This is a genomic window from Pseudomonas putida (assembly GCF_002025705.1).
In the GTDB taxonomy this organism is placed as follows: Bacteria; Pseudomonadota; Gammaproteobacteria; order Pseudomonadales; family Pseudomonadaceae; genus Aquipseudomonas; species Aquipseudomonas putida_J.
Map to the genome: position 1 here is coordinate 581,775 of NZ_CP018846.1, position 12,737 is coordinate 594,511.

Here is a 12,737-nt window from a genome sequence, read left to right on the forward strand (position 1 = left end):
GTGGAATCGGCTCAGGTGATTGAAAAAATTCTCAACCAAGCCGAGGCTCGACCGTTACCCAGTAGCGGGTGAAGCGCCGCACCCGCACTGGCAGTGCCACTTCCAGCATGTGCAGGATCTGCTCGCTGTCATCCAGCGGATACGAGCCGGAAACCCGCAGATTGGCGACCGTCTCGCTGCAACCCAGTTGCCCCTGGCGATAGCGGCCAAGCTCGGCGAGGAAGTCTGCCAGGCGCATCTGTGCTGCCACCAGCATGCCGTCGACCCAGGCGCCGCTGTTGCGGTCCACTGGCGTGATGGCCTGCCAGCCTTGTGCGGTGAAGCGGGCACGCTGCCCGGCGAGCAGCGCGTGGCCGGCAAAGCTGGCCTTGCCGCTGAATACCGAAACCAGGCTGAAGCCGTCGAACTCACGCACGTTGAAGCGCCCGCTATCCAGGCGCACGGCGCCCTGATCGGTACGCAGCAGTAAGGGGCGTGTGTCATTTGCCACGTCCAGCGCCAGTTCACCCTCGAGCAGCCGTACCTGACGTTGCTGGCCATCGAAGCGCACGTCGGCGGCGCTGCGGGTATTGAGTTGCAGCAGGCTGCCATCGTCCAGCTGCATCCGCCGCCGTTGCCCAAGCGGGCTGCGGTAGTCGGCCATCAGGCCCGGTAGCGGATTGTGCGAATGCAGGCCCAGGCCCGTGGCGCTGGCCACGCCGAACAGCAACAGCGCCTTGAGCGCGCGGCGCCGGGCAGGGGAGTGCGGAGCCTGCAGCGTGGCATGCACCACTGGCGAGGCTACCCCGCGCAGGCGCTGGTTGACCTGCTGGATATGCGCCCAGGCACGCTGATGTTCGTCATTGGACAACAGCCAGCGCTGCAGCGCCTGTTGCTGGCTGTGGTCGAAGTCGTCGCCCTGGGACTCGATCAGCCAGTGCACGGCCTGTTCGGCCACCTGTGGCGAAAACGACGGGTTCACAGGGCGAAGTAGCAGCGCATGGCTGCCTTGTTCAGGTAGCGCTTGACCGTAGCCAGCGAAATGCCCAGCTCGCGGGCAATCTCGGTCTGGCCCAGGCCGTCGACCTGAGCCAGCAGGAACACGCGCTTGACCAGCGCTGGCAGGCCATCGAGCAAGCGGTCCAGCTCCAGCAGGGTCTCGAAGATGATCGCTTTCTGCTCTTCACTCGGGGCGACGCACTCCGGGACCTGGGCCAGCGCTTCGAGGTAGGCGCGCTCCAGTTCCTGACGGCGGAAGTGGTTGCACAGCACGCGCTTGGCCACGGTGGCGAGAAACGCCCGTGGCTCGACCAGTTGCGGGGCTTCGCGCGCCTGCAGCAGGCGCACATAGGTGTCCTGAGCCAGGTCGGCAGCGCTCTGCGGGCAGCCCAGGCGACGGCGCAGCCAGCCCGTCAGCCAGGTGTGATGAGCGTGGTAGAGGCCTTCGACCGTGGAAGAGAGGGCGCTGGACACCGAGGATACTCCGGCGCCGACTAGCGCAACTGGTAGTAAGAATTGTTCGCATTGTAGTGGGAGTGTGCGCTCCTCGGCAATCCTCTGACCGTTGGTGTCTCAGTCTTTGCTTATGAGAATTGAAATCATTACTATTGCAGCCCCATTTCCCGGACAAACGTCATGAAGCGCAGCGCCGCCGGACTCCCTCTCAGCTACCGCATGGCCGTGGTTTCACGCAGCCTGGCCGCATTGCTGGGCGGCTATCTGCTGGCGTCGCTGCTGAGTGTCTGCCTTGCCCTGTTGCTGCCGTTGCCCCAGGTCGACGCCACCCTGACCGGCCTGATGCTCTCGTTCGTGTTCTACCTGCTGGCCTTCATCTGGTGCTTCGCCTGCCGCAGCGCCTGGCGCGCCTGGCTTGGCGTGTTGCTGCCAAGCCTGGTGCTGGGGCTGCTCGGCGGGTTCGCCTACTGGATGAAAAACCCATGAAGGAAGGCTTCCGTCAGGCCATGGCCTGGCTGCACACCTGGACCGGCCTGATCTTTGGCTGGCTGCTGTTCGCCATCTTCCTCACCGGCACCCTGTCTTACTTCAAGGAAGAAGTCAGCCACTGGGCGCAGCCGGAAGTACGCCGCCATGCGCTCGATCCGGTGGCCAGCCTGGGGCTGGCCCAGCGCTATCTGGAAAGCAACGCCGCGCATTCGGGCAGCTGGATGATTCGCCTGCCCAACGAGCGCGACGCTGCCTTGACCGTGGGCTGGCGCGACCCCGAAGGCGGGCGTCGTGGCTTTGTCAGAAAAGACCTGGACGCGCAGAGCGGGCAGCCGGTCGAGGCGCGTGACAGCCGTGGCGGCGAGTTCTTCTACCGCTTCCATTTCGAGCTGCAGATGCCGTACCCATGGGGCCGCTGGCTGTCCACCCTGTGCGCCTTCATCATGTTGCTGGGGCTGGTCACCGGGATCATCACCCACAAGAAGATCTTCAAGGAGTTCTTCACCTTCCGCCCCGGCAAGGGCCAGCGTTCGTGGCTGGACGGCCACAACGCCATCGGCGTGCTGGTGCTGCCGTTCCACCTGATGATCAGCTACAGCAGCCTGGTGCTGTTCATGTACATGGTCATGCCGGCAGGGATCATGGCCAGCTACGGCGATACCAGCGGGTATTTCAATGACCTGTTCGGCCGCGACGAGGCCCCGAAGGTGGCCAATGTGGCTACGCCACTGGTGCCGCTGGCGAGCCTCTATGCCAAGGTCCAGGAGCAGGTGCCGGGCGCACGCATGGGCTTCATCCAGGTGCAGAACGCAGGTGATCGCAATGCTCGTGTCACCTTCTCCCAGTCATCGGCGGACAACGTCCCCTACAAGCGCAGTGCCAACTGGACCTTCGATGGTGCCACCGGCGAGCTGCTGAAACAGGGCGCACCAGAAAGCGCCACGATGATGACCTCGTTCAGTTTTGCCGGCCTGCACATGGGCAACTACGCCGGGCCGTGGCTGCGCTGGTTGTACTTTGCCTTCGGGCTTGGCGGCACTGCGGTGATCGGCACCGGCCTGGTGATGTGGCTGGGCAAGCGCCAGCTCAAACATGCCAAGAGCGAACGCCTGCCGGGCGAGCTGCGCCTGGTCGAAGTGCTGAACATCGCCAGCATGAGTGGCCTGATCCTGGCCGTGGCCGGGTTCTTCTGGGCCAACCGGCTGTTGCCCGTCGCCCTGCAAGGGCGGGCTGACTGGGAAGTGAACACGTTCTTCCTGGTCTGGCTGGCGTCGTTGCTGCATGCCGTGCTGCGCCCGGGGCGCAAGGCCTGGGGTGAGCAACTGGCGCTAGGCGCAGTGGCCTTTGCCTTGTTGCCACTGCTCAACGCCCTGAGCACCGACCAAGGGCTGAACGCCTCTGTGTCTGCTGGTGACTGGGCCATGGCCGGGTTCGACCTCACCGCCCTGGCGTGCGGGCTGTTCCTGGCCTGGGCCGCGAGCAAGATGCTGCGCCCGCCGAAGCCCGCCGCAAAACGCGCACCGAAGGCGGCCAAGGTTTCGTCTGAAATGGTCGAGGTGCAGTGATGCTGAGCATTGCCCTGATCGGTTTCGCAGGTTTCGCCGCGCTGTGCCTGGCGATGGAAAAGCACTTCAGCGAGCTGCTCAAACGCAAGCCTGGCCCGGCCCAGCTGCGCGGGTTGCGCATCGGCGGCTGGCTGTTGCTGATGCTGTCGCTGGTACTCGCCGTTCACTGGCGTGGCTGGGCGCATGGTTTGGTGGAGTGGATCGCCTTGCTGATGGCGGGCGTTACCTTGTGGGTGTTCGGTTTGCCGTACATGCCGCGCCTGTTGTTGGGCCTTGCGGCTGTCAGCCTGGTGCTTGGTCCGCTGTTGGCGGTGCTGGCCGGGTGATGCCTTGACTGAACCCGATAGCGAAGGCACGCGGGCGCGTTTCGTCCAGGTGTTCCTGGCCCAGCGTGCGCGCATGGAGGCCCTGGTCAGCCGCCGGGTAGGCTGCCGTGCCACGGCCTCGGACCTGGTGCAGGAGCTGTTCCTGCGCTTCTGGCGCCGGCCCGACTTCAAGGTCGAAGCGCTCGACACCTATCTGTTGCGCTGTGCCGGTAACCTGGCCATCGACCATTTGCGCAGTGAAGGCAGCCGCGAACGCGTCGCCGAAGCATCACTGCCGGTGGATGAAGATGGCCTGGTCCAGGCGCCAGAGCAGGCCGTTGAAATCGATCATGACTTGCAGCGCATCGAAACCGCCCTGCGTGCCCTGCCCGAGCGTACCCGGCAGATCTTTCTGCTCAATCGTATCCACGGCTGCAAGTACGGCGAAATCGCCAAAGCCATGCAGCTTTCCCAGAGTGCCGTGGAAAAGCATATGATGCGCGCCCTCGAAGCGTGCAAGGCCAGTGTTGCCGAGCCCGCGATCTTCACTCGCAGGCCTGGGAGCGCCCGCCGATGAGCCATCCAGACCTGATCACCGCTGCCCAGTCCGAGGCTGCCTTGCAGTGGTTGATGCGCATCAATGAGCAGCCGGAAGCCGCCAGCAGTGCTGAGTTCAAGCGCTGGTTGCTGGCCGACCCCAGGCATCGCGAAGCCTACGCCGAGGCCCAGTTGCTGTGGCAGCTCAGCGAAGCACCGGCAGCGCGCCTGGCCGAGGAAGAAGATGCGGCCTTGCAACGCTACTTGCTGGCCATGGCCAAGCCACCTGGCCAAGGGCATTGGCGGCGCGCCGGCATGGCGTTGGCAGCCGCGTGCCTGGTGCTGGCTGTCAGTGTGGCGGGCGGCTGGCGGCCGAGCGACTGGTTGCTGGACTTGCAGGCCGACTTCAGCAGCCGTGATGCGCTGCGCCAGGTGACCCTGGCAGACCAGTCGCAGGTGACCCTGGATGCTGGCAGCGCCATCACCGTGGACTTCCAGCAAGGCGAACGCCGCGTGCGCCTGTTGCATGGCGCAGCGTTCTTCCAGGTTACCCACACGGGGCAGCCATTCGTGGTGGAGGCTGCTGGCGGCGAAGTCCGGGTGCTGGGTACGCAGTTCGAAGTGCGTGACCAAGGGCAGGGCGCGCAGGTCATTGTGCGCAGCGGGCGGGTAGCGGTTGTACCGGCGGTGGGGCAGGCAGGCCAGGTACTGACAGCCAACCAGCAGCTGGCCTATGCCGACGGGCATGCCGGCGAGCTGTCGAGTGTGGACAGCGAAAGCCGGCTGGCCTGGCGCCAGGGCTGGCTGAATTATTACCAGGTGCCGCTGGCGCAGGTGGTGGCAGACCTGGGCCGTTACTACCCGGGGCGTATCGTCTTGCTCGACGGCGAGTTGGGGCAGCGCAAGGTCAGCGGTAGCTTCCCGGCGGATGAGCCGCTGCTGGCATTGGATTCGTTGGGCAAAGTGCTCGGGTTTTCTCGACAGACCTTGCTCGGGCGCTTGACCGTCATTCGGTAGTCGCCTGTACCCGAAAGCGGTGCAGAAAAAAAATTGCGAAAGCGGATGAGGTAACAGCAGGTGGCATCCGTGTAATGAGTGGAAGTGCGATTCATTCGCAGTAATAGCCCTCTCACAGGTCAGCGTCCATGAAGTTCACCCCACGTTGCGTTCCCCTCTGGCTCGGCCTTTCAGCGTGCTCGGCCATCACCGCGGCCCCTGGCCTCATGGCTGCCGAGCAACTTCAACTGCACGCATTCGCCCAGCCCAGCCAGCCGCTGGCGCAAGCCCTGAATGCCTTCAGCCGTGCCACTGGTCAGAGCGTCGTCTACACCCTCGAACTGCCCAGTGTGCAGGCCCCGGCCCTCAACGGCTCGTTCAGTGCCGAACAAGCTCTGCAGCAACTGCTGGGCAACACCGGGCTGGCCTGGCGCCGCCTCGACGCGCGCACCCTGACGCTCGAACCCGTGGATACTTCCGGCGCCCTCAACCTGCAGGCCACCACAGTGACCTCGCAAATGGACAGCTACAGCTATCAGCCGCCAGCCAGCGCTTCGATCATGCGCGGTCAGGGGCCGTCCCAGGACATCCCCCAGGCGATCAACGTGGTGCCGGCCCAGGTGATCCGCGACCAGGCCCCGCGCAACCTCGACGACGCCCTGGCCAACGTCAGCGGCATCACCCAAGGCAACAACTTTGGCGGCACCTCAGACACCGTGATGAAGCGCGGCTTTGGTGACAACCGCGATGGCTCGATCATGCGCGATGGCATGCCGCTGGTGCAGGGCCGCAGCCTCAATGCCAGCACCGAGCGGGTCGAAGTGCTCAAGGGCCCGGCCTCGCTGCTGTACGGCATCCAGGACCCGGGCGGGGTCATCAACGTGGTCAGCAAGCGCCCGCAACTGCAGCAGTACAACGCCCTGACCGTGCGCGGCTCCACTTACGGCAGCGGCAAGAACGGCAGCGGTGGCGGGTTCGACAGTACCGGCGCGCTGGGTGACAGCAACTTCGCCTACCGCCTTATCGTCGATCACGAGGACGAGGACTACTGGCGCAACTTCGGCGTGCACCGCGAGTCGCTGGTGGCGCCGTCGCTGGCCTGGCTTGGCGAAGACACCCAGGTGGTGCTGGCCTATGAGCACCGTGAATTCCTTTACCCGTTCGACCGTGGCACGGCGTTCGGCAGCAACGGCCACCCTCTGGACATTCCTGCTACCCGGCGGCTGGACGAGCCGTTCAACGACATGGAAGGGCGTTCCGACCTGTATCGCCTGGAAGTCGATCACCAACTGGCCGACGACTGGAAGCTGCACTTCGGTTACAGCTTCAACCGCGAGACCTACGATGCCAGCCAGGTTCGCGTTACCGGTGTGAACGAAGCCAAGGGCACGTTGACGCGCAGCATCGACGGCACGCACAACGCCATGAGCCGCGACCAGTTCGCCACCCTGAGCCTCAATGGCAATGTCGAACTGGCTGGCATGCAGAACGACCTGCTGTTCGGCATCGACCATGAAGACCGCAAGATCTTTCGCGGCGACCTGATCCGTCAGTCCTCTCGGTCCACCTTCAGCTACGTGAACCCGATCTACGGTCAGGAAGTGGAGGGCACTGCAGTACGTGCCAGCGACAGCGACCAGACCGACAAGCTGCGCACCGATGCCTTGTTCGTGCAGGACGCGTTGCACCTGGACGAGCACTGGATCCTGGTGGCAGGCGCGCGTTATCAGCAATACGACCAGTACGCTGGCCGCGGCCGCCCGTTCAAGGCCAACACCGACGCCAGTGGCCAGGCTTGGGTGCCCCATGCGGGCATCGTCTACAAGGTCGATGACCAGTTGTCGTTCTATGGCAGCTACAGCGAGTCGTTCAAGCCCAATTCCAGCATTGCCCCGCTGACCGGGGGCGTGGTGCTGGATTCGTCGGTGGCGCCGGAAGAGGGCAAGTCCTGGGAACTGGGCGCCAAGCTGGACATGCCGGGCAGCCTCACCGGTACCCTGGCGCTGTTCGACATCACCAAGCGCAACGTGCTGGTCGCCAACTTCGACAGTGGCACCGGTGAGACGGTCTACAGCAACGCAGGTGAAGTCAGCTCGCGCGGTGTCGAACTCGACCTGACCGGGCAGCTTAGCGAGCGTTGGAGCCTGATCGGCAGTTATGCCTTTACCGATGCCAAGGTGACCAAGGATCCCGACCTGCAAGGCAACCGCCTGCAGAACGTGGCCCGGCATACCGGTTCGCTGTCGGCGGTGTATGACTTTGGCAGCCTGTTCGGTGGCGATCGCCTGCGCTTCGGCGCCGGGGCGCGCTATGTGGGGGAACGGCCGGGGAACTCGACCAATACCTTCGACCTGCCGAGCTACACCGTGGCCGATGCGTTCGCCACCTATGAGACCAAGCTGGACGAGCACAACGTGCGCCTGCAGTTGAACGTGAAGAACCTGTTCGACAAGGTCTACTACAGCTCGGCGGTGAACCAGTATTTCGTGGCGATCGGCGATGCGCGGCAGGTGAGCCTGTCCAGCACCTTCGAATTCTAGGCACCAAGGGCTGCAACGCAGCCCCGGTTCACGAATGGAAGGCCAAACGGTACTCGCCAGGTGTTGCGCCCATCGCCTGCCTGAATCGGTTACTGAAATGGCTGGCACTGGCAAACCCGCACAACAGGGCAACTTCCCCCAGCGGCATCACCCCCAGCCGCAACAGCTGGCAAGCCCGGTGTAGCCGCCGGGCCAACAGATACTGGTGTGGAGGCAGCCCGAAACTTGCGCGGAACATGCGCGCAAAGTGGTATTCGGACAGATTGCAGCGCAATGCCAGCTCGCCCAGGGTGATGGGCTGGTCCAGGTGCGCTTCCATGTAATCAACCAGCTGCCGGCGCAGGTTCGGCGCCAGCCCGCCTTTGAGACGCAGGCCATGGCGCAGCCCGACCTGGCCAAGCAGCGCATGGTCGACAATGTCATGCGCCAGGCTGCTGGCCAGCAGGCGCTCGCCGGGCTCGTCCCAGTCCAGCCGAATCAGCTGGCGAAAGCGTGCGGCCTGCTGCGGGTCGTCCAGAAAGGTCGCTTCCTGCAACTGCAGCTCACGTGGTTCCCGGTCGAGCAGGCGCACGCAACCCAAGGCGAACTGCGCCTCGCTGACGTACAGGTGCGCCAGGCGGATTGCACCGTTCACCACCCAGTTCGACTCGTGCCCCGCCGGCATGATGCACAACTTGCCCGGCGCGCCCTTGTCGGCCGGGCGCTGGCGGCGGAAGGTGCCGGTGCCGTCGGCGATGTAGCACGACAGCGTGTGGTGGCTTGGCGCCTGATAGTCGCGGGCGTCGTCGCGGTTGCTCCACAACGCCGCCGCCAGCCCGTCGCCCAGCTGCGCGCTCAGCTCCAGCCGGGCGTTTGGCGAGGCGTGCATGGCGTTGAACACTTGCAACTGGGTGAGTGGGGTCATGGCGCAATCCTCTTGCCAGCCATCCTACTGCCACTTGGGCTGGCTTACAGCTACCCGCGGGACAAAAGCGCAAGTTTGTGCAAGCGGGTAAACACCGATTGGCAGAACACTGGTGATCCCTGTGGGAGCGGGCTTGCCCGCGAAAAGCCAGACACCGATATCGAAAGGCCCAAGGAACCGCCGCCATGAACCTGTCCCTTTACCTGCTCACCGTCCTGATCTGGGGCACCACCTGGATCGCCCTGAAACTGCAATTGGGCGTGGTCGCCATCCCGGTGTCGATCGTCTACCGCTTCGCCCTGGCCGGGTTGATCCTGTTCGCCATGCTCCTGCTCACCCGCCGCCTGCAGCCGATGGGCCGGCGTGGCCACCTGATCTGCCTGGCCCAGGGACTGTGCCTGTTCTGCGTCAACTTCATGTGCTTCCTCACCGCCAGTCAGTGGGTTGCCAGTGGCCTGATCGCCGTGGTGTTCTCGACCGCCACCTTGTGGAATGCCCTCAACGCCCGGATCTTCTTCGGCCAGAAGATCGCCAGCAATGTCCTCGGTGGCGGTGCGCTTGGCTTGCTCGGCCTGGGCCTGCTGTTCTGGCCCGAGCTTTCGCATCACTCGGCCAGCCGTGAAACCCTCTACGGGCTGGGCCTGGCTCTGCTCGGCACGCTGTGCTTCTCGGCCGGCAACATGCTCTCGAGCATGCAGCAGAAGGCCGGGCTCAAGCCCATGACCACCAATGCCTGGGGCATGGTCTATGGTGCGTCGATGCTGGCGGTGTACTGCCTGGTCAGCGGTATCCCGTTCGCCATGGAATGGAACGCCCGCTACATCGGCTCGTTGCTGTACCTGGTCATCCCTGGCTCGGTGATCGGCTTCACCGCCTACCTGACCCTGGTCGGGCGCATGGGGCCGGAGCGGGCGGCATACTGCACCGTGCTGTTTCCGCTGGTGGCGCTGAACGTGTCGGCCTTTGCCGAAGGCTATCAGTGGACGACACCGGCGCTGCTGGGGCTGGTGGCGGTGATGGCGGGGAACGTGCTGGTGTTCCGCAAGCCTCGGCCCAGGCCCGCTACCGCAATGGCATGAGGCAGCCAAAAAATGCCAGGTAGGACGGCGGCGGCTGACTAGACTTTGCCGGGGGAGTCTTTACCCGGGGAAAGGAGATGCCGTCACCGCCGTCATGGGACAAGCCACTTACGCCTGCTCAACTGTGGCTGCTCTGCTGCGGGGCAATGCTTGTGCATATCGTGCCTTTGCTCATGGCCGACATGCCGTTTCTTGACGACTATGCCCGTGAGCATCTGGCGCGCAATGACTGGATGGACGTAGGGCGGCCGTTGATGGTCGCTTTGTTTGCCGCCCTCAGTTTCGCCCCCGGCGCCGTGAACCTCTACCCGTTGCCGCTACTGCTGGCGGTGCTGGTGACCGGGCTAGCGCTGGCTCGGCTGGTGCGCTACTGGTTCGAGCTCCCGACCTTGAGCAATGTGCTGCTGGTGCTGCCATTGTGGTTCCAGCCGTATTTCCTGCAGAACCTTTCCTACCAGTACGACGGCGCCAGCATGGCGTTGTCCCTGGCGGCGGCTGTCTGGGCCATCACGCTGGGCACGCAGCGCTTGCGTGGTGGGCTGGGCGGCGCGTTGCTGGTGGCTGCCGGGGCCGCGCTCTACCAGCCTGGCGTCAACGTGTTTGCCGGGCTCTGTGCGCTGGAGGTGATGCGGCGAGTGATTGCGGGCGACAGGGGGGCTGTTGTCTGTCGGCTGGCTGCGGCACGTGCGGGGCAACTTCTGCTTGGGGCTTTTCTGTACTACGCCACTAGCGCCTGGATGGTGACCTCGACGCGCGCCAGCGTGTTGCCGCTTGATGGGCAATGGCTGGCCGAGGTGTGGTCACGCTTGCGGACCACGACCGAGGTCGTCAGCTTGCTGATCACCCCCGGTAATGCCTGGCTGTTCGTGCTCCTGTTGCTAGGCGCCGTGTTGGCCTTGCTGCGTGAGTTGCAGCGCGTATGGCAACGCCCGGCCGCTGCGGGCGAGCGGCTGGGCTTGATGGCGGCCCTGTTGATGCCGATTTTGCTGGTTTTGCTGTGCGTCCCTGGCTTTATCCTGCTGCTTGCGCAGTTCGAACAGTCGGTTCGTGTGCTGATGGGCCTGGGAGTATTGGTGATGTTGTTGTACGCCCTGGTTCACGAGGCCTTGGCCAGGTGGCCACGTTTGCGTCTATTGATGCTGCTGCTGCCCTTGCTGTTCATGCTGTCGTTTTCGTTTGCTTATGGTCGGGTGCTGGTCTTGCAGAAAGCGTTGCATCAGTCGTTCGCGCAGATGCTGGCCCGTGACCTGTTGTCGCTGGGCGCGGCCGAGCATTACTACGTGCTCGGCTTCTGGCTGAAGCGCCCATGGATTCCTGCGGCGGCGGGCACCTTGCAGGCCATGCCCGCCATGGCAAAGGTCCACGCCTACAACTACATGGTGCTGCCAGAGATGCTGCCCCGGGTGGGCATAGACGACCTGCACACGTTCTACCAGCCACCACCGCTGGATCGGCAGCAGGTGCTGGTGGCCAGCCCGACCCCACAAGTGTCGAACCGTTTCTATGATATCCACCGGGTCGGCGACGACGCCTACGTGCTGGTCAAGCCCCCTGCGGGGTACGGCCAGTGACCTGGCACCATTTTGCCCGTTACGGGTTGATCGGCATTGGCAACACGCTGGTGCACTGGCTGGTGTTCCTCGGCTTGCACCTGGCGCTGGGGCTGAAGCAAGCGCCGAGCAATCTGCTGGCCTTTGCCGTGGCCGCCACCGTGTCTTATCACCTCAATGCCCGCTACACCTTCGCCGTCAGGCCGACTGGTAAGCGCTATCTGCTGTTTCTGCTGGGCATGGGCTGCCTCAGCCTGGCACTGGGAGCCCTTTCCGACCTGGCGGGCCTGTCGCCCTGGTTGACCTTGCTGACGTTCTCGGCAACCAGCCTGGTTGCAGGCTACTGTTTCTCGCACACCGTGGTGTTCAAACGGAGGGGATCGTGAACATTACCCTGATCGTGCCGGTGTACAACGAACAAGACACCCTGGAGCGCTTCCATGACGCGGTGCGCAGCGAGCCGACGCTACAGGGCGTGACGGTTGAGATCCTGTTCGTCAACGACGGCAGCAGCGATGCCAGCGAAGACATCTGCGCCGAGCTGGCAGCGCGGGACGAGTGGGTCACGGTGGTCAATTTTTCGCGCAATTTTGGCAAGGAGTCGGCGCTGTTCGCTGGCCTTGAATATGCCGAAGGCGACGCCGTGGTGCCGATCGATGTCGATCTGCAAGACCCCATCGACGTCATCGCACAGATGCTCGCGCTTTGGCAGGAGGGCGCCGACGTGGTGCTGGCCAAGCGCCGCAGCCGAGCCGCCGATACGCCGCTCAAGCGCTGGAGCGCGCGCTTCTACTACCGCCTGCACAATCGCATCGCCTCGACCCATATCGAAGAAAACGTGGGCGATTTCCGCCTGCTCGACCGCAAGGTGGTGGCCGCGATCCGCCAGTTGCCCGAGCAGCAGCTGTTCATGAAGGGCGTGCTGTCGTGGGTGGGCTTTCGCACCGCGATCGTCGAATACGACCGGCCGGAACGTGCGGCGGGCAACAGCAAATTCAGTTTCTGGCGTTTGTGGAACCTGGCACTGGACGGCATAACCTCGTTCAGCACCGTGCCGTTGCGGCTGTGGAGCTACGTGGGCGCAGGGGTGTCGCTATTCGCCTTTGCCTTTGCCGTGTACATGCTGGTCGACAAGATGCTGCACGGCAATGATGTGCCGGGCTATCCCTCGATGATGACGGCGATCTTGTTTCTTGGCGGGGTGCAGCTGATCGGCATCGGCATACTGGGGGAGTATGTCGGGCGGGTCTACCAGGAAACCAAGCATCGTCCGCGGTATGTGGTGCGCAAGGTACTGGGCAGGCGGCGGCAGCCTAGATGAAATGTGTTGCCTGTACC

Annotated in this window: 13 protein-coding genes; 10 read left to right on the forward strand and 3 right to left on the reverse strand. The window is 64.1% G+C overall.

All coding sequences use genetic code 11. The annotated features are described in order from the left end of the window. Window positions 1–31: 31 nt before the first annotated feature. Window positions 32–961, reverse strand: a complete 930-nt coding sequence (locus BUQ73_RS02735) for a FecR domain-containing protein (RefSeq protein ID WP_079226571.1) — start codon at window positions 959–961, stop codon at window positions 32–34. After that, a complete protein-coding gene (locus BUQ73_RS02740; RefSeq protein WP_079226572.1) occupies window positions 958–1,452 on the reverse strand; it encodes a sigma-70 family RNA polymerase sigma factor in 495 nt (164 codons plus the stop codon). Before BUQ73_RS02740 ends, BUQ73_RS02735 begins: the two co-directional genes overlap by 4 nt. Before the next feature lie 162 nt (window positions 1,453–1,614). Here BUQ73_RS02740 and BUQ73_RS02745 point away from each other — a divergent pair, with 162 nt between their 5' ends. The 6 genes from BUQ73_RS02745 (at window position 1,615) to BUQ73_RS02770 (ending at window position 7,866) form a co-directional block, all read left to right on the forward strand. Continuing rightward, the gene (locus tag BUQ73_RS02745; RefSeq protein WP_079226573.1) at window positions 1,615–1,920 is read left to right on the forward strand and encodes a DUF3649 domain-containing protein; all 306 of its coding nucleotides are present in this window, start codon (window positions 1,615–1,617) and stop codon (window positions 1,918–1,920) included. Continuing rightward, a complete protein-coding gene (locus BUQ73_RS02750) occupies window positions 1,917–3,488 on the forward strand; it encodes a PepSY-associated TM helix domain-containing protein (RefSeq protein WP_079226574.1) in 1,572 nt (523 codons plus the stop codon). Before BUQ73_RS02745 ends, BUQ73_RS02750 begins: the two co-directional genes overlap by 4 nt. Next, window positions 3,488–3,814, forward strand: a complete 327-nt coding sequence (locus BUQ73_RS02755; protein ID WP_079226575.1) for a DUF3325 domain-containing protein — start codon at window positions 3,488–3,490, stop codon at window positions 3,812–3,814. The genes BUQ73_RS02750 and BUQ73_RS02755 overlap by 1 nt, the downstream gene beginning before the upstream one ends. Before the next feature lie 4 nt (window positions 3,815–3,818). Next, window positions 3,819–4,370 carry an RNA polymerase sigma factor gene (locus tag BUQ73_RS02760; RefSeq protein WP_152031501.1) on the forward strand — a complete coding sequence of 184 codons (552 nt, stop codon included), beginning with the start codon at window positions 3,819–3,821 and terminating at the stop codon, window positions 4,368–4,370. Continuing rightward, window positions 4,367–5,347: a FecR family protein gene (locus BUQ73_RS02765; protein WP_079226577.1), complete on the forward strand. Its 981-nt coding sequence runs from the start codon at window positions 4,367–4,369 to the stop codon at window positions 5,345–5,347. Before BUQ73_RS02760 ends, BUQ73_RS02765 begins: the two co-directional genes overlap by 4 nt. 128 nt (window positions 5,348–5,475) lie before the next feature. Then, window positions 5,476–7,866: a TonB-dependent siderophore receptor gene (locus BUQ73_RS02770; protein ID WP_079226578.1), complete on the forward strand. Its 2,391-nt coding sequence runs from the start codon at window positions 5,476–5,478 to the stop codon at window positions 7,864–7,866. Window positions 7,867–7,894: 28 nt separating this feature from the next. Here BUQ73_RS02770 and BUQ73_RS02775 read toward each other — a convergent pair whose 3' ends face one another. Next, entirely contained in the window at window positions 7,895–8,770 is an 876-nt protein-coding gene (locus tag BUQ73_RS02775) for a helix-turn-helix domain-containing protein (protein ID WP_079226579.1), read from the reverse strand. 185 nt (window positions 8,771–8,955) lie between these two features. On the opposite strand from BUQ73_RS02775, the gene BUQ73_RS02780 reads away from it, so the two are divergent. The 4 genes from BUQ73_RS02780 to BUQ73_RS02795 all read left to right on the forward strand — a co-directional run bounded on the left by BUQ73_RS02780 (window position 8,956) and on the right by BUQ73_RS02795 (window position 12,720). Next, window positions 8,956–9,849: a DMT family transporter gene (locus tag BUQ73_RS02780; RefSeq protein WP_079226580.1), complete on the forward strand. Its 894-nt coding sequence runs from the start codon at window positions 8,956–8,958 to the stop codon at window positions 9,847–9,849. 146 nt (window positions 9,850–9,995) lie between these two features. Further along, the gene (locus BUQ73_RS02785; RefSeq protein WP_161492829.1) at window positions 9,996–11,420 is read left to right on the forward strand and encodes a glucosyltransferase domain-containing protein; all 1,425 of its coding nucleotides are present in this window, start codon (window positions 9,996–9,998) and stop codon (window positions 11,418–11,420) included. Further along, complete coding sequence (locus BUQ73_RS02790; RefSeq protein WP_079226582.1) at window positions 11,417–11,785, forward strand: GtrA family protein; 369 nt, start codon at window positions 11,417–11,419, stop codon at window positions 11,783–11,785. Before BUQ73_RS02785 ends, BUQ73_RS02790 begins: the two co-directional genes overlap by 4 nt. Further along, window positions 11,782–12,720 (forward strand): glycosyltransferase family 2 protein, encoded by a 939-nt coding sequence (locus BUQ73_RS02795; RefSeq protein ID WP_079226583.1) that lies wholly within the window; start codon window positions 11,782–11,784, stop codon window positions 12,718–12,720. The genes BUQ73_RS02790 and BUQ73_RS02795 overlap by 4 nt, the downstream gene beginning before the upstream one ends. The last annotated feature ends 17 nt before the right edge of the window (window positions 12,721–12,737 follow it).

Excerpts from the sequence above, each read along its gene's own strand:
- BUQ73_RS02745 (WP_079226573.1), top strand. The coding sequence starts at position 1,615 with ATGAAGCGCAGCGCCGCCGGACTCCCTCTCAGCTACCGCATGGCCGTG.
- BUQ73_RS02750 (WP_079226574.1), top strand. The coding sequence starts at position 1,917 with ATGAAGGAAGGCTTCCGTCAGGCCATGGCCTGGCTGCACACCTGGACC.
- BUQ73_RS02755 (WP_079226575.1), top strand. The coding sequence starts at position 3,488 with ATGCTGAGCATTGCCCTGATCGGTTTCGCAGGTTTCGCCGCGCTGTGC.
- BUQ73_RS02765 (WP_079226577.1), top strand. The coding sequence starts at position 4,367 with ATGAGCCATCCAGACCTGATCACCGCTGCCCAGTCCGAGGCTGCCTTG.
- BUQ73_RS02770 (WP_079226578.1), top strand. The coding sequence starts at position 5,476 with ATGAAGTTCACCCCACGTTGCGTTCCCCTCTGGCTCGGCCTTTCAGCG.
- BUQ73_RS02775 (WP_079226579.1), bottom strand. The coding sequence starts at position 8,770 with ATGACCCCACTCACCCAGTTGCAAGTGTTCAACGCCATGCACGCCTCG.
- BUQ73_RS02780 (WP_079226580.1), top strand. The coding sequence starts at position 8,956 with ATGAACCTGTCCCTTTACCTGCTCACCGTCCTGATCTGGGGCACCACC.
- BUQ73_RS02785 (WP_161492829.1), top strand. The coding sequence starts at position 9,996 with ATGCTTGTGCATATCGTGCCTTTGCTCATGGCCGACATGCCGTTTCTT.